Genomic DNA, 21,025 nt, shown 5'->3' with positions numbered 1-21,025 from the left:
GTTTGGAATCTTCGCGGATCGTCACGCGTTGTGACGGTCATGAAGGTAATTACCACGAACAGTTATGGCGGCCCCGAGGTTCTCACCTACTCCGAGCAGCCCGATCCCAAGATGGCACCCGACTCGGTGCTGATCCGAGTGAAGGCGGCCGGCGTCAATCCGGTCGACTGGAAGATCGTCGCGGGCTATCTGGACAGTCTGATGTACGTTCACTTCCCGCTAGTCCCCGGCTGGGACGTGGCGGGAGTGGTCGAAGAGGTCGGCGTCGACGCCACCGAGTACGCGGTCGGCGACGAGGTCATGGGCTGCGTCCGCAAGGACGAGGTCCAGCACGGCACTTTCGCCGAGTTGGTCGCCGCCCCCGTGCGGACCCTGGCGCGCAAGCCTGCATCGCTCAGCTGGCAGCAGGCCGCCGGGCTCCCGCTCGCCGGGCTGACGGCCTATCAATCCCTCAAGCGGGCCCGGGTGCGGGAGGGCGACCTCGTGCTGGTGCACGCCGCCGCTGGCGGGGTCGGTTCACTGGCGGTCCAGATCGCGGTCGCCGAGGGGGCCCGTGTGATCGGCACGGCCAGCGAGCGCAACCACGAATTCCTGCGGTCCCTGGACGCCGAGCCGGTGGCCTACGGCGACGGACTGGCGGAGCGGGTGCGGGCCCTGGCGCCCCAAGGCATCGACGCCGCCCTGGACTTCGTCGGTGGCGGGGCCGTGGAAGTCTCCCAGGAGTTGCTGAAGGACCGCAGCAGAGTGGTGTCGATCGCCGACGGCGACGTCAGAGCAAAGGGCGGCCATGCGGTCTGGGTCAGACCGGACGCCGCCGACCTGAGTGCACTGGGCATCCTCGCGGACGCCGGAAAGCTCACCGTCCCGATCGAGACGGTGCTTCCGCTACAAGAGGCCGCGGAGGCGTTCCGGCTCAGCATGGCGGGCCGGGCCCGAGGCAAGATCATTCTGGAGGTGTGAGAGGTCGCCAGATGCGAGCGCGCGAGCGGTGGTGCGCGACGGATGTCGGTTGAGGACCGGCCCTAGCGGATCGTGTCGTCATGTCGTCGACACGGGCGGGCGCAGTGGGGCGCGCCGCGGACGCGCCACTGCTTGGCGTGGAGGGAGGTGCGTAGCCAACGCGAAGGAAACTACCCGGTGTTGGGCTCAACATCGCACCCAACGCCGCACCAAACCCTGCACCCAACACCACGCCGCCGGCGCCCTCGGATGCCACGCATCGCGTTCCCGGCTGTCGGGCTCGGGGAGATGGCGAGATGCGGCGAGACGCGGTGTGCCGAGGCGAGGTGTGGCATAGCGCGGCGAGGTGGCGAGTCGCGAGAGCGTGAGAGGGGGATGACGTGAAGTGGGATGAGTGGTCGGCCGGGTGGGGCCGGGCTCAGCTGATCTGGACGCGGTCGACGTACTCGAAGATCGATCCGTCGGGGTGGCGGGCCACCACGTTCCGACCGATGGGGGTGCTCAGTGGTCCGGCGATGATGTCCGCGCCTACCGCGGTGAGGTCGTCCACCGCCGCGTCGACGTTCTTGACGGCGATGGTCGCGGTGATCTTCCGGAGTACCGACAGTTCCGCCTCGGGACCGCTCATCAGGAAGAAGCACCCGACCGCCGCTACCGCCACCCCGCCGCGCTGGAAGCGGATCGCCTCGGCGCCGGTCAGCCGTTCGTAGACCGTGACCGCGGCATCGAGATCGCCGACACATACCCGAAGTGAGGTCCCCAGAATGTCCATATGAATCAGCCTAGTTGGGCGGCCTGCGACTACGCGAACCTTGGCGACGGCGTGACCGCGATGTGGTCGTGCGGTGGAGGCGGGGTGGCGGAGGCGTCGTGCTGACGTCAGGCAGCTACAGCTGACGTTGGGCACTTACGTCAGACCCGGCAGAGGAGTTCGCCGTGCAGCATGGCGAACCATCCGTCCTCCCGGGCGCCCCACTCCCGCCAGGCCGCGGCGATACGGGTCAGGTCGTCGTCGGTGGCGTGCCCGCCGTCGATCGCGATCTTGGCGTAGGAGGAGGCGACCGTTCGCTCCGCCCACAGTTCGGACCACCAGTTCCGCTCTTCGGGGGTCTGGTAACACCAGGCGCTCGCCGTCGCGGTGATGTTCTCCGGCGGGATGCCGGCCTGGCGTGCCCAGGCGTGCAGTTGGCGTCCGGCGTCGGGCTCGCCGCCGTTGGCGCGGGCCACCCGGTGGTAGAGGTCCAGCCAGTCGGCCATGCCCTCGACCTCCGGGTACCAGGTCATGGTGGCGTAGTCCGAATCGCGGACGGCGATGATGCCGCCGGGCTTGGTGACGCGGCGCATCTCCCGCAGGGCCTGTACGGGATCGCCTACGTGCTGGAGGACTTGGTGGGCGTGGGTCACGCAGAAGGTGTCGTCCGGGAAGTCCAGGGCGTGGACGTCACCGACCGTGAAGCGGACGTTCTCCACGCCGCCGGCGGCGGCCGTGGCGCGGGCCTGGTCCAGGACGGCGGGGGCGTGTTCCAGGCCGGTGACCTGGCCGTCCGGCACCAGGGCCGCCAGGTCGGCGGTGATGGTGCCGGGGCCGCAGCCGATGTCCAGGATCTGCATGTGAGGGAGGAGGGAACCCAGCAGATATCCGGCGGAGTTGGCGGCGGTGCGCCAGCTGTGCGAGCGCAGTACGGACTCGTGGTGGCCGTGGGTGTATACGGCGGATTCCTGCGGCATGGACGGCTCCTTCGCGAACATCGGGGGCGGTCCGCACGAGGCCATGGCGGACCACGGCCGGGTGCGGATGCCCTGCGGCGTGTTGCATCCACACGGTACGCCGGCGTCTCGCATGACGAGAGATGCGTCTTGCGATATGGACGAGGGGGCCGGGAGGTGGTGGTGGAGGAGGCGGGGCGGGTGGGCGCGGGGGAGGGGGAGGGGAGTCGGGGCCTAGGAGGGGGAAGTGGCCTGCCGTTCAAGCGAGTTGGCCAGTCCAACGCGTCAGTCAGTCGGTCAGTTGCGGAGGAGGCGATACACCGTCAGGGCCTCGGTTTCCTTGTCCAGGGTCAACTCTCCCGGGAACATGGCCACTTCGCCGTCGTAGGCGAGGGGTGTGCCGCCCCGGAGGCTGCTGAGGCGTAGGCGGGGGAGGCGGGCCTCGCCCAGGAGGGGGGAGCTGTGCGGGGTGCCGAGCAGGGCAGCGAGGAGCAGGCGGGTGCCGGCCAGGCGGCCGCCGTGGACCACCCGGACGTCGAGCACGCCGTCGGCCAGGTCGTGTCGGCGTACGGGCGCGGTGCCCAGGCCGCGGTACTGGCAGTTGCCGACGAACAGCAGCCAGACGGTGCGGCGTTCGCCGTTGATCTCGATGCTCAACGGTGCGGCGGAGCGCAGCACTTCCCATGCCGCGAGGACTCCCGCGGGCCAGGGCCCGATCCGGTGGGCCCACCGTTCCCGGATGCGTACCAACTCCGGGTAGACGCCGATGGAGAAGGTGTTGAGGAAGTGGTGGCCCTCCTGGTGCGGCTCGGCGCGGAAGCGGGCCACGTCGACCGCGACGGCCTCGCCGCTCTCCACGGCGCGCGCCGCCTCCGCGTGGGTCTCGATCCCCAGGTCGTAGGCGAAGTGGTTGAGGGTGCCGCCCGGGAGGACGGCGAGGGGTAGGCCGTGCCGCATCGCGACCGCGGCCGCCGCGTTGACGGTGCCGTCGCCGCCGAGCACCCCAAGGGCACCGCCCTGCGCCCCGGCCTGTGCGGCGGCCTCCGCCAACGCCTGGTCCATCGGCGGTCCGTCCGGGCCGCCGCACACCGTCACTTCGGCGTGCGGCAGCACCCCGTGCACCTCCGCGGCCCGGTCGGGGCGCGGGCCCGAGCGTTGCCCGGAGGCCGCGTTGGCGACCACGAACAGCCCGCGCCCGCCGGGCAGGGCGGGCGCCTCGGCGCGCGGCCGGGCGGGCGGGGCCAGTTGGGCGCGGGTCGGCGCGGCACCGCGGACGGCGAACGCCGCGCCCACGCCGAGCGCGGCGCCCGCCAGTACATCGCCCGGATAGTGCACGCCGGTGTAGACCCGGGAGAACGCCACGGAGGCGGCGAGCGGCGCGAGCGTCAGTCCCCACCACTTGTTCTCGAAGGCGACGCCGGTGACGAAGGCGGCGGCCGAGGCCGCGTGCCCGGAGGGGAAGGAGGAGGTGAACGGCTGGCGGCCGAGTTGGCGCACCACGGGGACGGCGTCCAGTAGGGGGCGTGCGCGGCGCACGGAGCGTTTGCCGAGGGTGTTCACGGTTGCGGAGGCCACGGCCAGGGAGGCCACCCCGCGCACGGCGGCGCGGCGCGCGGGCCGCCCGCCGAACGCCGCCGCCCCCGCCGCGATGCCGAACCACAACAGCCCGTGATTGGCGCTGCGGGTCAGCCGCGGCAGTACGCGGTGGGCGCCGGGCCAGTCGCGGGAGGCGATCCGGTCGAAGGCCCACTGGTCGAGGTTGCTGACGAGCGTTCGCTTGCGCATGGGTCACCTGTACCCCCGGTGCGGGCGGGGCAGTCTGGCCCGAGAGGGGGCTGGAGGCGGGTTGAGTGGGCGAGGGGTGGGGCTGACGGGGCGGATGAGGCGAGGCAAGATGCGGGGGTAGTTGGGCGTCAGGTGTAGGGCGAGTAGGGGGCGTGGGTGAGCGGGGCGTACGGAGGCGCGGGGGCGTCGGGTGAACGGGCGCGCGGGGTGGTCAGGAGGCGGGCGGACGCCGACCTCGATGCCTGTGTGACGGCGCTCGCGGAGGTGCATGCGCACAGCGGCTACCCGCACCGCTGGCCCGAGGAACCGGCGCGGTGGCTCACCCCTGACGGGCTGTCGGCCGCGTGGGTCGCCGAGGTGGGCGGGGCGGTGCTCGGCCATGCCGCGCTGTGTGGGCGGGAGATCAGCCGGCTCTATGTCTCGCCCCGCGCCCGCGGGTGCGGCCTCGGCGCGCGGTTGATGGCGGCCGTCGAGGCGGAGGCGGCGGTGCGCGGGGTGCGGCTCGTCCTGGAGGTGAAGACCTCCGACGCGTCGGCCGTCGCGCTGTACGAGCGGCGGGGCTGGGCGCGGTGCGGCACCGAGCGGCAGGTGTGGGGCGCGGACGGGGCGGCCGAGGAGGTGGAGGTGTACCGGTACGCGGCGCCGCCGTCGACCGAGCGGGAGCCGAACACGTAGCGGGATGGCCGTACCGTGTGCCCCGGCGTGGCGCGGTCACCCTCCGGGGACGTGTCGTCCGCCGTCGCCACCGCGGTGATCTGCGAAGGTGGTCGGGGCCGTTCATCATGTGATGGGCCCACGATCGACCGGCCGCCGTGGAGTGGAGGTACGGATGCAGCGGACCGCGCCGGATCCGCAGCGGGAGCCGGAGCCGGCCCCGCCGGTGGGGTTGCCGGTCCTCCCGGAGCTCGCCGCGCACCTCTCCGCCGCCGCCGACCGCACCGCCCCCGAACCCCCCGGTGGCTCCGCCTCGCTGCGCGCCGCCGCCTGTGGCTACTGGGAGCGCCGCGGCCTGCACACCCCCGACGACCGGGTGCTCGCCGGCCCGGGGGCGTCCGTCCTGCTGCTCGCCCTCTACGCCGCGGTGGACGGGGCAGTGCTGCTCCCGCGGCCCTGTTCACCTTGGTACGCGCCGCCCGCCCGGTTGCTCGGGCGGGCGGTCCACCTGGCGCCGGTGCCGGCCGAATCGGGCGGGCTGCCGGACCCGTTCGCGCTGTTGGAGACCGTGCGGCGGGCCCGGATGCACGGCGACACCCCGCGCGCCCTGGTGCTGTCCGTCGCCGATGACCCGACCGGCACCTGCCCGCCCCCGGAACAGCTGCACGAGGTGTGCGAGGTGGCGGCCGAGGAGGGGTTGTGGGTGATCAGCGATGAGTCGCGCCGGGATCTGCTGCACGATCCGCACGACACCGTGGTGCTCAGCCCGGCCGAGATGCTGCCCGGTGAGGTCGTGGTACTGACCGATCTGCGGGCCGGGTTGGTGCCCGCCTCCTGGCCAGCGGCGCTGGCCCGTTTTCCGGGTACCCGACGGGGTGCCGTCCTCCGGGACGCGGTGCTGCACACCCTCGCCCGGCTGCGCGCCCCGCTTCCGGGGCCGTTGGCCAGTGCGGTGACCCGGGCGCTCGGCGAACCCGACGCGGTGCGGGAGCGGATCGCGGCCGCCGCCCGGGTATACGGGGCGCTCACCGGTGCGCTGTACCGCACGCTCACCGCGGCCGGCGCGCTGTGCCGCCCGCCGCACGCGGGCAGCTTCCTCTACGCCGACCTCGAACCGCTGCGCCGCCCGCTGGCCGCCCGCGGGATCGCCGGATCCGCCTCCCTGGAACGGGAGTTGGCGCCCTGGGCGGCCCGCGGCGGGCACCACTTCGAGGACGACCCGGACGCGTTGCGGGTGCGCCTGGGGGCGGATCCGCTGCTCGGCGTCGATGGGGGGCAGCGGCAGGGTGTGCTGGATGCGGTGGATCCGCTGGAACTGCCCTACGTGCGGGACGGGCTGAGCGGTTTGGCGAGGACGCTGGCCGAGCTGGGTGGGGTGCGGGGTGGCAGCGGTGATCGGTCGGGAGTGGATCGGCCCGGCGGCATTGCGGGGCCGGGGCCGGGGGCGGAGGCGGGGACGGGCGCCGCGGGTGGGGGCTCGGGTGCGGAAGGGGGCGAGGAGCGCTGAGCGGCCGGGTGTGGGGGCGTCGGGGCGGTGGGGCGCCGGGCCGTCCCGCCCCTCGGCGCCGGCCGTTGGCGCTCCGATGCTCGACCTCGGGGCAGGCCCGCTTCCTCTGCTCCTCTCCCGCTGCCTGCGCTTCTCCCGCTCCTCCGCCACGACTCACCCGCCCGCCCCGTGACTCCGGTTCCGCCCGGCCATCGAATGGAGCTCCTGGATGACCGAACAGACCGAGCGCTCTCTCGCGGGGCGCTCCCTTGACGAGCCGTCCCGTACCGAAGCGTCCCGTACTGAAGAGTCCCGTGCCGAAGCGGCTGGTACCCCGTCTCGTGCCGAGCCGTCGCAGACCGAGTCGTCTCGGGTCGAGGGGCGCCCCGCCGTCGAAGGGGCTGAGGGCCCCAACGGAGGCCACGGGAAAGGTGAGATGGGCGGCGAGATGGGCGGTGAGGGGGATGCCGAGCCGGCCGGCCGCGCCGCGACCGCAGCCCTTCCCGACATCGCACAGCTGTCCGACACCGCACCGCTTCCGGGCTCCGCGCCGCTTCCGGATGTCGTCGCGCCCCCGTTGGTCGAGCCCCGCCCGTTGGTCGAGCCGCGTCCCCTGGGGGAGTTGCGCAGTTGGCCGCGTGACTTCACCGATCGGCTGACCGCGCCGCTGCCCGGTGTCCGGGCGCTGGCCCGGATTGCGCGGGAGGGCAAGCTCCGCCCGGTGCCCGAGACGCTCCAGCAGATCCAGCAACTGCCGTTCGAACCCGGGCCGTTGCCGGACGCCGGACCCTCGACCGTCGCGTTGACCTGGGCCGGGCACGCCAGTTGGGTCATCCGGATCGGAGGGCTGACCGTTCTCACCGACCCGGTCTGGTCCCGCAAGATCCTGGGGACGCCGGCGCGGGTCACGCCCGTAGGGGTCCGCTGGGAGGACCTTCCCCCGGTGGACGCCGTCGTCATCAGCCACAACCACTACGACCACCTGGACGCGCCGACGCTGAAGCGGTTGCCGCGCGACACCCCGTTGCTGCTCCCCGCGGGGCTGGCGTCCTGGGCCCGGCGGCGCAGGTTCACCCAAGTCACCGACCTGGACTGGTGGGAGGCAGTGGAACTGCCCGGCCCCGGTGGCCCGGTGCGGTTCGACTTCGTGCCCGCGCACCACTGGAGCAAACGGACGCTGACCGACACCTGCCGCTCCCTATGGGGCGGTTGGGTACTCACCGCTCCCGATGGGCGGCGGATCCACTTCGCCGGGGACACCGGCTACGGCCACTGGTTCGAGGAGATCGGCAGCCGCTACCGGGGCATCGACCTGACGCTGCTGCCCATCGGGGCGTACGACCCGCGCTGGATGCTGCGCCCGGTGCACACCGATCCGGAGGAGGCGGTTCGGGCCTGTCAGGACCTGGGCGCGCGGTACTTGGCGCCGATGCACTGGTCGACGTTCCTGCTCTCGGCGGAGCCACCGCTGGAGCCGCTGCACCGCATCCGGGCCGCCTGGGCGGCCACCGGACGTCCGATGTCGGACCTGTGGGACCTACCGGTGGGGGCGTCGCGGGAGTTGGAGCCGAGGGGGAGGGAGTCGGGAGCCGCCGAATCGGGGGCCGTCGAGTCGAGGGGCGTCGGGTCGATGCCGGGCGAGTCCGGAGTGGGGGAGTCGGCGGCGGTGGAGCCGCGGGTGGGGGAGGGGCGCTGAGGCGGGCGTCTTGGCAGTTCCCGTCAACCGCGCCCGTCACCCCCGCTGGCCCGTCCGGCGCTCTCGGCGTCGTCCGTGGGTGCCGGTCGGAGGCGGCGCCAGGCGGCCGGGGCGGCGGTGAAGAGGACCGTCAGGCCGATCGCCGCGGCCACGCCCTGCCAGGGTTCGCGGAACAGCGAGCCGCCGAGCAGGCCGATCAGTTGGTAGGTCGCCGCCCAGGCCAGGCAGGCCGGGAGGTCGCCGCGGGCGAACCGGCGGGGCGGCATCGCGGCGAGCAGGCAGGCCAGCATCACCGGGATCCGGCCGGCCGGTACGAGGCGGGAGAGCACCAGCACCAGGACGCCGTGCTCCCGTAGTTGGCGCTGTGAGTGGGCCAGGCGCTCGGGTGCGGCGCGGTCCCGTAGGCGGGCCAGCCAGCGCGAGCCGTTACGGGAGGTGAGGCCGCGGCGCCCGAGCCAGTACAGGCCGAGGTCCCCGAGGAACGCGGCGCCGGACGCGACCACGAAGACGAACAACAGGGTCAGCGGCGAGCTGTGGTGGAAGGCGACCGCCGCGGCGGAGCTGACCACCGCGCCGGTGGGGACGACGGGCACCAGCGAGCCCAGCACCACCAGGAGGAACAACGAGGGGTAGCCCACCGCCTGTTGGGTGGATTCCGGTGGGGCGTGGGTGAGCACCTGGTGGAGGCCGTCGGCCAGTGTCGTGGTGGGGGTCATCGGGTGGTCCTCGGGCGTACCGACTCGCCGTGGTCGGGGCGGTGGACGGTCACGTCCGGCGCGATCAGCGCGGCCTGTCGTGCGAACTCCTGGCCCGGCGCGTGGAATTCGTGCGGCCGGACGGCGTCCAGGCCGATCGGCCAGTAGGTGCCGTAGTGGATCGGGACGGCGCTGCACGGCGCCATGAGGGACGCTGCCTGCGCGGCCCGTCGGGCGTCCAGGTGGCCGGGGCCGAGGAACGGCCCCCAGCCGCCCACCGGGAGCAGCGCCACCTCGCACGGCCCGACCTCGTCCGGGAGCTCGGCGAACAGGCCGGTGTCGCCGGCGAAGTAGGTGCGGGCCGTGCCGTGTAGGACGTAACCGAGGGCGGGGACGCGGTGCGGTCCGCGGGGGAGCCGCCGGCCGTCGTGCGCCGCCGGCACCGCGCGGACGGTCGGGGCGAGGGGGCCCGAGGCGAGGCGGCACTCCTCGCCGGGGCCGAGTTCGGTGAGCGGCAGGCCGCGGGCCGCGGCGACCCGGCGCAGGCCCGGTACGGCGGCCGGTGCGCCGCGCGGCACGATCAGCCGGGTGCCGGGGGCGAGTCGGGCCAGCGAGGGTGGGTGCAGATGGTCGGCGTGCAGGTGGGAGATCAGGACCGCGTCGGCCCGGGCCGCGGCGGGCGGCGGCAGCGCACCTCGGCGGCGGCGCAGGTGGGCGAGGCGCGCGACGAACAGCGGGTCGGTCAGCACCCGCACGCCGGCGTCCTCGATCGTCACCGTGGCATGTCCCCACCAGGTGATCTCCACCGCCATGTTCCGTCCGCCTTCCGGTCGGGTGGGGCGCCGGTGCCGGTCGCCCTGCCGGTTCCCTCCGGGCCCCTTCCGCTGCCCTTCGATCCTCTCCCATCCGTCTCGCCTCTCCGTATGGAGGGGCGGTGCCGAGGCCCTCCCGTTGGCGCGTCCCCGGGAGCGCCGACCCCAGGGGGCGCCGCCCTACCGCGGTGGCCGCCCGCTTTATGACAGCCGGCCGCTTTGATGACACCCTTGGCCGGAATGCCCGCCCGGCCGGTGTGGCGGGCCGGAGCGCAGAGGACGGGACGGCGTGCGGACCCCGCGGTGGAAGGCGCTCGGCGGCGCGCTGCTGAGGGTGCTGGCCGTCTGGGCGGTCTCCAGTCTGACCCTGTTGGTGCTGGCCGCCGTGCTGCCCGACTTCCGGCTCCAGGCCAGCGGCGGGGACAGCCTGACCCGGACCGCGTTGACCGCCGCGCTGGGCGCCGGCGCGTTCGGCCTGCTCAGCGCGCTGGTGTGGCCGCTACTGGTGCGGGCGTTGCTGCTGGTGCCGGCGTTGGTGCTCGGGCTGTTGGTGTTCTTCCTCAACGGCTCGTTGCTGCTGGTGGCGCTGAGCCTGATCCCGGCGGGCCGCGGGCAGACCACCCCGGAGACCGCGACGATCGTCGCCGCCGCGATGTCCGCGGCGTCCTCGGCGACCTCCACCTTCCTGGCGGTCCGTAACGACGAGGCGTACCGGCGCCGGCTGGTGCGGCTGGCCGGCCGACGGGGACGGCGGGCCGCCGCGGACCGCGTCCCGGCCACACCGGGCACCGTCTTCCTCCAGCTCGACGGCGTCGGCCACGACGTCCTCGTGGCGGCGGCGAGCGGCGAGCGGCCCCTGATGGAGACCGTCGCCGGCTGGCTCGGCAGCAGCCACCGGGTCACCGAGTGGCACACCGACTGGTCCAGCCAGACCGGCGCCAGTCAACTCGCCATCCTGCACGGCAGCAACGAGGACCTGCCGGCGTTCCGTTGGTACGAGAAGGAGACCGGCGACCTCGTCGTCAGCAACCGGCCCAGCAGCGCCGCGGAGCTCCAGCGCCGGGCCGTCGCGCGCACCGGCGACGACGGGCTGCTGGCCCAAGACGGCGCCAGCCGCGGCAACCTCTTCAGCGGCGGCGCCGACCAGGTCGCCCTGGTGATGTCGGTGGCCGCCCGGCGCGACCGGCGCAACCGCTCCCGGGCCGGCTACTTCGCCTACTTCTCCGACCCGGCCAACGCCACCCGCACCGCGGTCTCCTTCGTCGCCGAGGTCCTTCGGGAGATCGGGCAGGCGTTGCGCAGCCGCTGCCGCCGCGAGCGGCCGCGGGTCAGGCGCGGCGGGCTGTATCCGGTGATCCGGGCGTTCGCGACCGTCGTGGAGCGGGACGTGGTGGTCGCGGCGGTGGCCGGCGACATGCTGGCCGGCCGCACCGCGGTCTACGCCGACCTCGTCGCCTACGACGAGGTGGCGCACCACTCGGGCCCCGGGCACCGCGACACCCACCAGGTGCTGCGCCGCCTGGACCGCTCCCTCGCGCTGCTCGCCAAGGCGGCCCGGCACGCGCCCCGCCCGTACCGCATCGTGCTGCTCTCCGACCACGGGCAGAGCCCCGGCGCGACCTTCCGGGACCGCTACGGGCTGACCCTGGGCGACCTGGTGCGCGCGGGCTGCGGGCTGCCGGTGCGGCGGCGGGCTGGCCGCACCCCCAGTGGTGCCGAGGCGCGGGAGGCGGCGCGGGCGGCGCTCGGCCGGCCCGAGGGGTCCGCGGACGGCGACCGGCGCGGGGCGCAGCCCGTCGTCCTCGCCTCCGGCAACCTCGGCCTGGTGTCGTTCCCGGACGTCCCTCATCGGATGACCCGCGAGGAACTGGACCGCCGGCACCCCGCGCTGCTCGGTACGCTCGCCGGCCACCCGGGCATCGGCTTCGTGCTGGTCCGCTCGGCGGCGGACGGTGCGGTGGTGCTGGGCCCGGAGGGCGGCGAGCACCACCTGGACACCGGACGGGTCATCGGCGCCGACCCGTTGGCGCCGTTCGGACCCGGTGCGGCCGACGCGGTCCGCCGCACCGACCGCTTCCCGCACGTCGCCGACCTCATGATCAACTCCGCCTGCGATCCGGCGACCGGCGCGGTGCACGCCTTCGAGGAGCAGATCGGCTCGCACGGCGGCCTGGGCGGCCCGCAGAGCCGGCCGTTCCTGCTGTGGCCCACGGAGCTGACCCCGCCGGTCCCGGACGGGGCTCCGCTGGTTGGTGCCGAGCAGATCCACCGGGTGCTGCGCCGCTGGCTGCGCGAGGGGGACGGCCCGGAAGTACCCGTCGCGCCGCGTTCGCACCGGGTCGACCTGCCGGAACGGCCGCTCTGACGGACGGCGGACGACCTGCGGCGAAGGGCCGGGCCGCCGAAGGTTTTTTCCGTCGCACCCGCCCCCCGCGGGACAAAAATCGGTGATTTTGCGGGGGCCCTCAGGTCACCGAACATGGCGTGTCCCGGCAAACCCGGGTGCACAGCACGATGAGAGGCCCACCACGCCATGCAAGACCGGCACACCCGCCGTTTCGGTCTGGGAACAGCCACCGCCCTGGTGATCGGGAACATCATCGGCGGCGGGATCTTCCTGCTGCCGGCCTCGGTCGCCCCCTTCGGCACCATCAGTCTGGTCGCCTTCGGCATCCTCACCCTGGGCGCGCTCTGCCTCGCCCTGGTCTTCGGCAAACTGGCGCGGCGCCATCCGGACACCGGCGGGCCCTACATCTACGCCCGCGAGGCGTTCGGCGACTTCGCCGGCTTCCTCTCGGCCTGGTCGTACTGGACGATGTCCTGGGTCAGCAACGCCGCGCTGGCGGTCGCCGCCGTCGGCTATGTGCATGTGCTCTTCCCCGGCCACGAGTCCCCGACCACCGACCTCCTGGTGGCGCTGGCCGCGCTGTGGCTGCCGGCCCTCGCCAACTTCGCGGGCACCCGCTACGTCGGCGCGGTCCAACTGGTCTCCACGGTCCTGAAGTTCGTGCCGCTGCTGCTCATAGCCGTCGCCGGGCTGTTCTTCTTCGACCCGAAGAACATCGGGGCGTTCCACGCCGGCAGCGGCAGCATGCTGGGCGGGCTCTCCGCGTCCGCCGCGATGCTGCTCTACAGCTACCTGGGCGTGGAGTCGGCCACGATGAGCGCCGGCGAGGTCCGCGACCCCGAGCGCAACGTCGGCCGGGCCACCGTCCTGGGCACCCTCGGCGCCGCCGTGGTCTACCTGCTGGGCACCCTCTCGGTCTTCGGCTCCGTCCCGCACGACAAGCTGGTCCACTCCAAGGCGCCGTTCTCGGACGCGGTGGACGCGATGTTCGGCGGCCACTGGGGCGGTGCGGTCATCGCGGCCGCCGCGGTGATCTCCATCCTCGGGGCGCTCAACGGCTGGACGCTGATGAGCGCCCAGTCCCCGTACGCCGCCGCCAAGGACGGCCTCTTCCCGGCGGTGTTCCTCAAGAAGCGGCGCGGGGTGCCGACCTTCGGCGTGCTGGCCGCCGCGGTGCTGGCCTCCGCCCTCACGGTGAACAACTACCTCGGCGGCGGCAGCGCCGGCGTCTTCGAGACCCTGGTGCTGATCACCACCTTCTCGGCCACCGTGCCCTACCTCCTCGCGGCCGCCGCGCAGATCTACTTCCTGTTCACCGACCGCCGCGACCGGGTCCGCCCCGGCCGCTTCGTCCGCGACCTGACCATCGCCCTGGCGGCCTTCGGCTTCACCTTCTGGCTGGTGGCCGGCGCCGGTTACCAGGCGATCTACCAGGGCGTGCTGTTCCTCTTCGCCGGCATCCTGGTCTACGCGCTGCTGGCGGCCCGCCGGGCCGGCCGCGGGCGTCGCCCGCAGGACGCGACGGAGGGCGCGGCCGAGGACGCGGCTGCCAAGGCGACCGTGGACGCCCCGGCGGAGCCGGTCGCCGCGACCACCGGCCCGGCCACGCACTAGCCGCCCCGTCCGCCCGCCCCTCCGGGCCCCTCTGCCCCTGGCCGCACCCCTGCGACCAGGGGCATTACCTTGCACGTAATCGCGGCTGGCGCCCCGCTCCGGCAGAGTCAGGGCATCGGTTCACGGGCCGGCGCACTCCGGCCCGTGGATCGGTGCCGACGCGGTACTGACGTGGTGCTGATGCACCGTCAGTCGCCGGTGGTCGGCCGGATCCCGGCCTCGTCCCGAGCCGGATCCGTACCGGATGTCACGACGGATACCACCAGGAGTTCGAGATGTCGCAGCAGGTGCAGCAGGGCGCTTCTAGGCCGGCCCTCGACCACGCGGCCGCCGCCGAGCGGTACTTCGAGGCGTGGAACGCCACCGAGGAGGGCGCGCGGGCCAAGGCCGTCGCCGCGGCGTTCGCCGAGGGGGCCACCTACACCGATCCGCTGGTCGAGGTCGCCGGGCACGACGGGCTCGGGGCGGCGATCGCCGGGGCGCACCAGCAGTTCCCCGGCTTCGTGTTCCGGCCGCTGGGCGCGGTGGACGGCCACCACGACATCGCGCGGTTCGGCTGGGAGTTGGTCGCGCCGGACGGGTCGGCGCCGGTCGCCGGCTTCGACGTGGTGCGGCTGGCCGCGGACGGGCGGATCAGCGCGGTGCTCGGCTTCCTGGACCGCGTCCCGACGGCCTGAGCGGCCTCACCCGGCCACCTCGCGCAGATAGGCGGCCGTTTCGGGGTCGGCGGGCAGGAACGCCTCCAGCGCCAGCTCCGAAACGGTCACGTCCATCGGTGTGTTGAAGGTGGCGATGGTGGAGAGGAAGGACAGCACGGTGCCGCGGTGCTCGATCACCAACGGCAGGGCGAGCGGCGGGTGTTCGCCCGAGGCGGCCCCCGTCCGCCCGCCGTCCGGCAGGGGATAGCCGCTGACCTCCTCGTACAGCGCGCGCAGCGGGGCGGACCGCAACAGCGCCAACTGGCGGTCCAGTTGGCCGAAGAGGTGCTCGCGCCACTCCGGGAAGTTGCGGATGCGGGGCGCCATGCCGCGCGGGTGGAGGGTGATCCGCATGGCGTTCATCGGCGGCCGCAGCAGTTCCGGGGCGACGCCGTCCAGGAGTACCGTCATGCCCTGGTTGGCGGCCTGGACGTGGTACGTCCCGTCGCACACCAGGGCGGGGTACGGCTCGTAGCCGGCCAACAGGCGCTCCATGCCGGCCCGTAGGGCGGACATCGACGGGTCGTCCAACGGGGTCTCGGGGAAGGCGGGGGCGTAACCGGCCGCGATCAACAGGGCGTTGCGCTCCCGGACCGGGACGTCGAGGTGCTCCGCCAGCCGCAGCACCATCTCCTGGCTGGGGCGGGCGCGGCCGGTCTCGATGAAGCTGATGTGGCGGGCGGAGGAGTCGGCGCGCAGCGCCAGTTCCAGCTGGCTGATCCGGCGCCGGTCGCGCCATTCCCGCAGCAGGGCGCCCACTCCCGTGGCTACCGGCGCGGAGGCCGTGGCAGTCGTCATGACCGGGACGGTAGCCGAACGAGTGGCGCTACTGACGGTAACTTCGGGGATCGGGAGGGTATACGGCCCGCGGCGCGCGCCGCGGGCGGGCGCGGAACCGCCGCGGCCGTGACAGGCTGGAAGGGCCGCCCCGGCGGCGACCCGTTACCCCGGCGGAAGGCGAGCGTGATGAGCGCACAGGTGGCACCACTCGACGCGTCGGAGATCCAGGACCGCCTCCTGGAGCTGCCCGACTGGCGTGCCGACGGCGACCGGCTGCGCCGCAGTTACCGCTTCGACCGGCACTTCCAGGCCGCCGCGATGGTCATCCACATCGCCCAGATCCAGGAGGAGTTGGGCCACCACGCCGAACTCACCCTGGGCTACAACCAACTGGCCATCACGGTCAACACCCACAGCATCGGCGGCCGGATCACCTACCTCGACTTCGGCCTGGCCCGCCGCATCGAGGAGATCGCCGCCGGGCACGGCGCCCGCTGACCGGCCGCCCCGTCCGTCCCCGTCAGCTCGGGCGGCGCGGCCGGACGACCCGCCCGGCGCGCGCCAACTCCACGTTGAACTGCGCCCCCGACAGCAGCGACAGGTTCGAGAACCACAGCCAGATCAGGAACACCACCGATCCCGCCAGTGACCCGTACAGCCGGTTGAAGGTGCCCACGTACGAGGCGTAGAACGCGAAGCCCGCCGACGACACCAGCCACAACAGCACCGCCACCACGCCCCCCGGCACGGCCCTGCGCAACCCCCGGGAACTCGGCGGCCCGGACCGGAAGAGCACCATCGCCAACACCGTCGCCAACACCAGCAACAGCGGCCACTGCAAGACGTTCCACAACGTCTCGCCCGTCTCGCCGAGGCCCAGCGCCCGCCCCAGTGCCGACGCCACCGGCCCGCTCACCAGCAGCGCTACCGCACTGCTGATCAGCAGCGCCATCAGCAGGAGCGCCGTCACCAGGATGCGCGGCGCCTTCCGCCACGGCGGCCGGTCGTCCTTCACCCGGTGCATCGCGTGCAACGCCCGCCGGAACACCGCCAGATAACTGCACGACGACCACAACGCGCTGACCGCGGCGCCGCCCACCACCACCCAGGCGGCGGCCCGTTGCTGCGCCATCACCACCAGCGCATGCCGGACCGTCGCGCCCGACTCGGCCGGGGCGATCGAGCTCAGCCGATTGATCAACTGCTCGGTGCCGGCCGGATCGGCGAGCCCGATCAGCGAGATGGTGACGATCGCCGACGGCAGCAGCGCCAGCACCGAGTAGTACGTCAGGCTCGCCGCGTAGTCCGTCAGGTCGTCGTGCCAGACCGACAGCGGGGTGCGGCGCAGTGCCGTGCGGTACCGCTGCCAGGCCGTCCGGCGGGCCGGCCGCTTTGGCCTGATCCGCACCGGAGCGTCGGACGGCGCGGTCTCAGCCCCCATGCCGGACCCCCGCCGTCCCGGCCCGCCGCCGCGCGACCCTCCGCATACCGCTCCCGCCCATGTCGTATCCGCCCTCAGTGCCGAACTGGCCCGGCATCGTCCCGGACCTAGCCCCTGCATCATCCCCCGCGGCGGCGCCGACCCGCGACGAGACCGGGGTCCGGCCGCCCGGCCGGCAACGGCGCACGGCGGCATCAGCCGAGCGGCAGGGCCCGCCACGGGGACGCCGGATCCTGCGTCAACACCCGGTGCAGATGGACCGTCTCGGCGTACGCGGGCCCGAACCAGCCGTTGTCGAACGCCAACACCCGCCCCAGCGCATACCCCGCGGCGAACTCCTCCCACGAGCCGTAGACCTCCCCGGCCCGGGCCAACACCCGTGCCACCGCCTGCTCGGCCTGCGGCGGTGCGCACCACCGCGCGCCCAGCCCCCAGCGGACCAGGGCGACCGCGTGCGCCAGGTCCAGCGCCACCACGGACCCCACCCGGCCGTCCGCCGACAGCAGCCCGTCCGCCCGGAACCGCTCCTCGTACCGGCCCACCAACTCCGGTACGGCGGGCGCCTCCCCGCCGTCCCCAGCGGCCCGGGCGCGCAACGCCGCCTCCGCCTCCGCCGGGACGAACGCCCCGCCCAGCATCTGCTCGAACCGCTGCTGCCAGCCCGCCGGATCCGTCACCGACCACTGTGTGCGCAGCGTCTCGGCGTCCGTCGAGTAGTCCAGGAACGCGGTCCCCAACTCGTTCCACGGCACGCTGTGGTGCACCGCCAGCGGCGCCCCGCAGGCCAGCCCCTGCGCCAACGGACCGTGCAGCGGCCCTCCGTAGTGCGTCACCAACAAGCCGCCCGGCCGCGCCCCGAGCTGCGCCCTCGTCTGCATCCAACGGCCGCGGTGCGCGGGCGTCGCGCGCAGGTAGGCGGCGAACGGGGTGCCCGGATTGACCGCCAACTGCCACTTGTCGTTGGGCCAGTCCTGGGCGAACTCCTCGACCGTCACCCGGTCGAAAAACCGCTGCGGCTCCCACGCCGGCAGCATGCCGCGCGTCAGGACGGGAATGCACTTACCGGCCGCCACCGGATCGTCGTAGACGGGCAGCGGGTCCTGACCCTGTTGCGGGACCGCCAGATACAGATCCTCGCCGGCGATCGCCGCTATCTGACCGCCCTCGTCCCCACGTGCCGTCGCTTCGTACAGCCGCCGCTCGGTCTCCGTCGGCGGCATCCATCCCGGAGTAACCACAGGCCAAGACCCTACGGTGGTCCCGACCCCGGCCGTCACCAGGGGCGGTGGACGGCGCCACCGGAGAGGCCCGCCGCTTGCCGGAGCACACCCCGTACCGGAGGCTCAATCCCATGAGCAGTCACGACCGCCCCGCGCCCGGCCGCCACGCCAGCGACCACGGCGGCGCCACCATCGACTGGGAGGTGCTCGGCCCGTACCTCGAACGGGGCGCCGAGATCCAGACCCCGCTCCACGAACAGGTCGCCGACTGGCTGCGCGAACTGCTCTCCGCCACCGGGCCTGACGACCGATCAGCGACGGCCGGCGGGCCGACCCGGCCGGTGACCGTGCGACGCATCCTCGACGTCGGCAGTGGCCCGGGGGTCGTGAGCTGCCTGCTGGCCCGGGCCTTCCCGGGCGCCGAGGTGTGCGCGGTGGACGCCACCGAGGCGCTGCTGGCCCGCGCCCAAGCCCGCGCCGAACGGCTCGGTCTGGCCGACCGGATCCACACCCACTGCGCGGAGGTTCCGCACGGCCTCGACCCGCTCGGCGGCGCCGACCTCATCTGGTCGAGCAAGGCGCTGCACCACGTCGGGGACCAACGCGCCGCGGTGGCCGCCCTCGCCGGCCATCTGCGCCCCGGTGGCCTGCTGGCGATCGCCGAGGGCGGCCTCGCCCCGCGCTTCCTTCCCCGCGACCTCGGCATCGGCCGCCCGGGGCTCCAGGCCCGGCTGGACGCGGCCGCCGAGGAGTGGTTCACCGAGATGCGGGCGGCGCTGCCCGACGCCACCGACGTCCTGGAGGACTGGCCCGCCTTCCTGGCCAACGCCGGGCTGTGCACCCCGAGCACCCGCAGCTTCCTGCTGGACCTGCCGGCCCCGCTCTCCGCCGACGCCCGCCGCCACCTCCAGGCCACCCTCGGCCGCGCCGTCGACTCCTACAGCGACCGGCTGGACCCGGACGACCTCAGCACCCTCACCCGCCTCACCGACCCCCACGACCCCGCCGGCGTCACCCGCCGCCCGGACGTCTTCCTGCTCTCCGCCCAAACGGTGCACACCGCACGCGCACCGGAGCGGTGAGCCGGCGCCCGACCGCTGGGCCGCTTCAACCGGGGCTGATCGCCGCCCACTTGACGAACGACGGCCCCGACTCGACCCTCACGCCTCCGACTTGGGGTGGATCACGGCGAAGACCGCGCCCTGCGGGTCGGCCAGCACCGCGATCCGGCCGGCGAACATGTCGAAGGGTTCCAGGACCACCCCGCCGCCGGCCTTGTTGGTCTTGGTGACCGCCGCATCGGCGTCCGTCACCGCGAAGTACGTCAGCCAGTGCGAGGGCGTGTCGGCCGGCAGGTGCTCCGGCATCGGTTGCATGCCGCCCACGGGGTGGCCCGCCACCTGGAGCGTGTCGTAGTGCTCGACGCCCTCCGCCGCGGCGGGCTCCAGGCCGAAGGCGGCCCGGTAGAAGGCGGAGGCGGCGGACCGGTCGGTGGTGTTGAGCTCGTTCCAGATCAGCGCGCCGGGTTCGTTGACGGCGCCGGCGCCCCGGAAGTCGACCGGCTGCCAGACGCCGAAGACCGCCCCCGTCGGGTCGGCGGCGATGAACATCCGGCCCAGCGTCATCACGTCCATCACCGGCATCAGCACGGTGCCGCCGGCGGACTCCACCGACCGCTGGGCGGCCTCCGCGTCGGTACAGGAGAGATAGGTGGTCCAGACCGTCGGCGGGGCGGGCTGGTCGCCCATCGCGACCGCCGCCATGATGCCGGCGACCGGCTTCCCGTTCAGCTGGCAGACCGCGTAGCCGCCGACCTCGGGCGGGCCGATCTCGCCGGTCCAGCCGAGGAGATCGCAGTAGAAGTCGATGGCGGCTTGCTGGTCGGGGGCGGAGAGGTCGACCCAACAGGGCGTCCCGGGCGGGTAGGGAGTCGTGACGTCGGACATCGGTGGCCTCCTGGGGGCGCGGGGCGGTGGCTGCTGCCCGCGGCGGTCCTCCGTGACCGGCCGGCACCGCCGGGGCCGCCTCCCTCTCCACGGTTCCCGCCGCCCGCCGAACCCGCCACTCGGGGCTGCCGCGGCCCTGCGCGCCGACGTAACGCCCCATGGTGACGCGCCGGTTACGCTGCGGCGCCGCCCGCCCCGGACGGGACGGACGGCGCCGCAGCATGCCGGGAGACCCGGGCGCCGGCGGCCTGCCGGGCCCGCGGGCCGACGCGCCGCTCAGGCCACGTCGAAGGTGGCCGGGTCGGGGCCGAGGCGGGTGCCGGAGTCCAGGCCTGCCAGCGCCGCCAGGTCGGCGTCGTCCAGCTCGAAGCCGAAGACGTCGAAGTTCTCCCGGATCCGCGAGGGGGTGGCGGACTTGGGGATGACCACGTTGCCGAGCTGGAGGTGCCAGCGCAGGACCACCTGGGCCGGGGTCTTGCCGTGCTTCTCGGCCACCTTGGTGACCGTCGCGTCGGTCAGCAGGCCCTTGCCCTGGCCCAGCGGCGACCAGGCTTCGGTCGCGATGCCGTGCTGGGCGTGGAAGGCGCGGGACTCGGCCTGCTGGAGCTGCGGGTGCAGCTCGATCTGGTTGACCGCCGGGACGATGGAGGTCTCGCCGAGCAGCCGCTCCAGGTGGGCGGGGAGGAAGTTGGAGACGCCGATGGCCTTGGCGCGGCCGTCGGCGTAGATCTTCTCGAACGCCTTGTAGGTGTCGACGTAGGTGTCACGGGCCGGCAGCGGCCAGTGGATCAGGTACAGGTCGACGTACTCCAGGCCCAGCTTGTCGAGCGAGGCGTCGAAGGCGCGGAGGGTGGAGTCGTAGCCCTGCTCGGAGTTCCACAGCTTGGTGGTGACGAAGAGCTCCTCGCGGGCGAGGCCGGAGGCGGCGAGCGCCTTGCCGGTGCCCTCTTCGTTGCCGTAGATCGCGGCGGTGTCGATGCTGCGGTAACCGGCCTCCAGGGCGTGGCCGACGGCGGTGAACGCCTCCTCATCGGGGATCTGCCAGACGCCGTAACCGAGCTGGGGCATCGTGACGTCGTTGTTGAGGGTGATGGACGGAACCGTGTTCACGGGGAATTCGATCCTTACGTCGGCATTGCTTGTTCTTGGGCGACAACGATCATCCGCCGCCGGACATTCCCGCG

General features: G+C 73.7%; 19 protein-coding genes. 9 read left to right on the top strand and 10 right to left on the bottom strand.

Annotation, left to right across the window (positions count from 1 at the left end; all coding sequences use genetic code 11):
- Positions 1-39: 39 nt before the first annotated feature.
- Positions 40-960: an NADP-dependent oxidoreductase gene (locus ACFVFQ_RS19315; RefSeq protein WP_383417234.1), complete on the top strand. Its 921-nt coding sequence runs from the start codon at positions 40-42 to the stop codon at positions 958-960.
- 418 nt (positions 961-1,378) lie between these two features.
- On the opposite strand, the gene ACFVFQ_RS19310 is transcribed toward ACFVFQ_RS19315, so the two are convergent.
- From ACFVFQ_RS19310 to ACFVFQ_RS19300, 3 genes are all read right to left on the bottom strand, one after another.
- On the bottom strand, positions 1,379-1,732 hold the full coding sequence (locus ACFVFQ_RS19310; RefSeq protein WP_383417232.1) for a VOC family protein: 354 nt from the start codon (positions 1,730-1,732) through the stop codon (positions 1,379-1,381).
- A 140-nt stretch (positions 1,733-1,872) separates the two neighbouring features.
- Complete coding sequence (locus ACFVFQ_RS19305) at positions 1,873-2,688, bottom strand: methyltransferase domain-containing protein (RefSeq protein WP_383417229.1); 816 nt, start codon at positions 2,686-2,688, stop codon at positions 1,873-1,875.
- Positions 2,689-2,964: 276 nt separating this feature from the next.
- Entirely contained in the window at positions 2,965-4,452 is a 1,488-nt protein-coding gene (locus tag ACFVFQ_RS19300; RefSeq protein ID WP_383417226.1) for a phosphatase PAP2 family protein, read from the bottom strand.
- A 156-nt stretch (positions 4,453-4,608) separates the two neighbouring features.
- Between ACFVFQ_RS19300 and ACFVFQ_RS19295 the strand changes: the two genes are divergently transcribed.
- The 3 genes from ACFVFQ_RS19295 to ACFVFQ_RS19285 all read left to right on the top strand — a co-directional run bounded on the left by ACFVFQ_RS19295 (position 4,609) and on the right by ACFVFQ_RS19285 (position 8,288).
- The gene (locus ACFVFQ_RS19295; protein WP_383417223.1) at positions 4,609-5,127 is read left to right on the top strand and encodes a GNAT family N-acetyltransferase; all 519 of its coding nucleotides are present in this window, start codon (positions 4,609-4,611) and stop codon (positions 5,125-5,127) included.
- Between the two features lie 154 nt (positions 5,128-5,281).
- The gene (locus ACFVFQ_RS19290; RefSeq protein WP_383417220.1) at positions 5,282-6,613 is read left to right on the top strand and encodes a pyridoxal phosphate-dependent aminotransferase; all 1,332 of its coding nucleotides are present in this window, start codon (positions 5,282-5,284) and stop codon (positions 6,611-6,613) included.
- A 415-nt stretch (positions 6,614-7,028) separates the two neighbouring features.
- Complete coding sequence (locus ACFVFQ_RS19285; RefSeq protein ID WP_383417217.1) at positions 7,029-8,288, top strand: MBL fold metallo-hydrolase; 1,260 nt, start codon at positions 7,029-7,031, stop codon at positions 8,286-8,288.
- A gap of 23 nt (positions 8,289-8,311) precedes the next feature.
- Here the strand turns inward: ACFVFQ_RS19285 and ACFVFQ_RS19280 are convergent, their stop codons facing one another.
- Positions 8,312-9,004 (bottom strand): DedA family protein, encoded by a 693-nt coding sequence (locus ACFVFQ_RS19280; protein ID WP_383417215.1) that lies wholly within the window; start codon positions 9,002-9,004, stop codon positions 8,312-8,314.
- Positions 9,001-9,795 (bottom strand): MBL fold metallo-hydrolase, encoded by a 795-nt coding sequence (locus tag ACFVFQ_RS19275; protein ID WP_383417212.1) that lies wholly within the window; start codon positions 9,793-9,795, stop codon positions 9,001-9,003. The genes ACFVFQ_RS19280 and ACFVFQ_RS19275 overlap by 4 nt, the downstream gene beginning before the upstream one ends.
- 289 nt (positions 9,796-10,084) lie before the next feature.
- Here ACFVFQ_RS19275 and ACFVFQ_RS19270 point away from each other — a divergent pair, with 289 nt between their 5' ends.
- From ACFVFQ_RS19270 to ACFVFQ_RS19260, 3 genes are all read left to right on the top strand, one after another.
- Positions 10,085-12,160, top strand: coding sequence for a phage holin family protein (locus ACFVFQ_RS19270; protein ID WP_383417209.1), 2,076 nt, complete (start codon positions 10,085-10,087; stop codon positions 12,158-12,160).
- A gap of 168 nt (positions 12,161-12,328) precedes the next feature.
- Positions 12,329-13,756 carry an amino acid permease gene (locus ACFVFQ_RS19265; RefSeq protein ID WP_383417206.1) on the top strand — a complete coding sequence of 476 codons (1,428 nt, stop codon included), beginning with the start codon at positions 12,329-12,331 and terminating at the stop codon, positions 13,754-13,756.
- A 275-nt stretch (positions 13,757-14,031) separates the two neighbouring features.
- Positions 14,032-14,433 (top strand): nuclear transport factor 2 family protein, encoded by a 402-nt coding sequence (locus ACFVFQ_RS19260; protein ID WP_383417203.1) that lies wholly within the window; start codon positions 14,032-14,034, stop codon positions 14,431-14,433.
- A gap of 6 nt (positions 14,434-14,439) precedes the next feature.
- Here ACFVFQ_RS19260 and ACFVFQ_RS19255 read toward each other — a convergent pair whose 3' ends face one another.
- A complete protein-coding gene (locus tag ACFVFQ_RS19255; protein WP_383417200.1) occupies positions 14,440-15,252 on the bottom strand; it encodes a helix-turn-helix domain-containing protein in 813 nt (270 codons plus the stop codon).
- Between the two features lie 168 nt (positions 15,253-15,420).
- On the opposite strand from ACFVFQ_RS19255, the gene ACFVFQ_RS19250 reads away from it, so the two are divergent.
- Positions 15,421-15,732 (top strand): 4a-hydroxytetrahydrobiopterin dehydratase, encoded by a 312-nt coding sequence (locus ACFVFQ_RS19250; protein ID WP_383417197.1) that lies wholly within the window; start codon positions 15,421-15,423, stop codon positions 15,730-15,732.
- Between the two features lie 22 nt (positions 15,733-15,754).
- On the opposite strand, the gene ACFVFQ_RS19245 is transcribed toward ACFVFQ_RS19250, so the two are convergent.
- Both ACFVFQ_RS19245 and ACFVFQ_RS19240 read right to left on the bottom strand, forming a co-directional pair.
- Positions 15,755-16,675, bottom strand: a complete 921-nt coding sequence (locus ACFVFQ_RS19245; RefSeq protein WP_383417194.1) for a YihY/virulence factor BrkB family protein — start codon at positions 16,673-16,675, stop codon at positions 15,755-15,757.
- A gap of 194 nt (positions 16,676-16,869) precedes the next feature.
- Positions 16,870-17,895: a DUF1266 domain-containing protein gene (locus ACFVFQ_RS19240; protein WP_383417190.1), complete on the bottom strand. Its 1,026-nt coding sequence runs from the start codon at positions 17,893-17,895 to the stop codon at positions 16,870-16,872.
- A gap of 131 nt (positions 17,896-18,026) precedes the next feature.
- Here ACFVFQ_RS19240 and ACFVFQ_RS19235 point away from each other — a divergent pair, with 131 nt between their 5' ends.
- The gene (locus ACFVFQ_RS19235; protein ID WP_383417187.1) at positions 18,027-18,977 is read left to right on the top strand and encodes a class I SAM-dependent methyltransferase; all 951 of its coding nucleotides are present in this window, start codon (positions 18,027-18,029) and stop codon (positions 18,975-18,977) included.
- Between the two features lie 78 nt (positions 18,978-19,055).
- Here the strand turns inward: ACFVFQ_RS19235 and ACFVFQ_RS19230 are convergent, their stop codons facing one another.
- Positions 19,056-19,841, bottom strand: a complete 786-nt coding sequence (locus ACFVFQ_RS19230) for a VOC family protein (RefSeq protein ID WP_383417184.1) — start codon at positions 19,839-19,841, stop codon at positions 19,056-19,058.
- Between the two features lie 276 nt (positions 19,842-20,117).
- The gene (locus tag ACFVFQ_RS19225; protein ID WP_383417180.1) at positions 20,118-20,951 is read right to left on the bottom strand and encodes an aldo/keto reductase; all 834 of its coding nucleotides are present in this window, start codon (positions 20,949-20,951) and stop codon (positions 20,118-20,120) included.
- Positions 20,952-21,025: the final 74 nt, after the last annotated feature.

Source organism: Streptomyces sp. NPDC057743 (assembly GCF_042798755.1).
GTDB lineage: Bacteria > Actinomycetota > Actinomycetes > Streptomycetales > Streptomycetaceae > Streptomyces.
Note: the sequence above shows the minus strand (reverse complement) of the source record. Positions and strands in the feature narration are given on the sequence as shown.

What these genes read in the sequence shown, in the direction of transcription:
- ACFVFQ_RS19255 (WP_383417200.1), bottom strand. Translation starts at nt 15,252, where the DNA reads ATGACGACTGCCACGGCCTCCGCGCCGGTAGCCACGGGAGTGGGCGCC.
- ACFVFQ_RS19265 (WP_383417206.1), top strand. Translation starts at nt 12,329, where the DNA reads ATGCAAGACCGGCACACCCGCCGTTTCGGTCTGGGAACAGCCACCGCC.
- ACFVFQ_RS19315 (WP_383417234.1), top strand. Translation starts at nt 40, where the DNA reads ATGAAGGTAATTACCACGAACAGTTATGGCGGCCCCGAGGTTCTCACC.
- ACFVFQ_RS19285 (WP_383417217.1), top strand. Translation starts at nt 7,029, where the DNA reads ATGGGCGGCGAGATGGGCGGTGAGGGGGATGCCGAGCCGGCCGGCCGC.
- ACFVFQ_RS19310 (WP_383417232.1), bottom strand. Translation starts at nt 1,732, where the DNA reads ATGGACATTCTGGGGACCTCACTTCGGGTATGTGTCGGCGATCTCGAT.
- ACFVFQ_RS19240 (WP_383417190.1), bottom strand. Translation starts at nt 17,895, where the DNA reads ATGCCGCCGACGGAGACCGAGCGGCGGCTGTACGAAGCGACGGCACGT.
- ACFVFQ_RS19300 (WP_383417226.1), bottom strand. Translation starts at nt 4,452, where the DNA reads ATGCGCAAGCGAACGCTCGTCAGCAACCTCGACCAGTGGGCCTTCGAC.
- ACFVFQ_RS19275 (WP_383417212.1), bottom strand. Translation starts at nt 9,795, where the DNA reads ATGGCGGTGGAGATCACCTGGTGGGGACATGCCACGGTGACGATCGAG.
- ACFVFQ_RS19260 (WP_383417203.1), top strand. Translation starts at nt 14,032, where the DNA reads ATGTCGCAGCAGGTGCAGCAGGGCGCTTCTAGGCCGGCCCTCGACCAC.
- ACFVFQ_RS19245 (WP_383417194.1), bottom strand. Translation starts at nt 16,675, where the DNA reads ATGGGGGCTGAGACCGCGCCGTCCGACGCTCCGGTGCGGATCAGGCCA.
- ACFVFQ_RS19305 (WP_383417229.1), bottom strand. Translation starts at nt 2,688, where the DNA reads ATGCCGCAGGAATCCGCCGTATACACCCACGGCCACCACGAGTCCGTA.
- ACFVFQ_RS19235 (WP_383417187.1), top strand. Translation starts at nt 18,027, where the DNA reads ATGAGCAGTCACGACCGCCCCGCGCCCGGCCGCCACGCCAGCGACCAC.
- ACFVFQ_RS19250 (WP_383417197.1), top strand. Translation starts at nt 15,421, where the DNA reads ATGAGCGCACAGGTGGCACCACTCGACGCGTCGGAGATCCAGGACCGC.
- ACFVFQ_RS19230 (WP_383417184.1), bottom strand. Translation starts at nt 19,841, where the DNA reads ATGTCCGACGTCACGACTCCCTACCCGCCCGGGACGCCCTGTTGGGTC.
- ACFVFQ_RS19280 (WP_383417215.1), bottom strand. Translation starts at nt 9,004, where the DNA reads ATGACCCCCACCACGACACTGGCCGACGGCCTCCACCAGGTGCTCACC.
- ACFVFQ_RS19290 (WP_383417220.1), top strand. Translation starts at nt 5,282, where the DNA reads ATGCAGCGGACCGCGCCGGATCCGCAGCGGGAGCCGGAGCCGGCCCCG.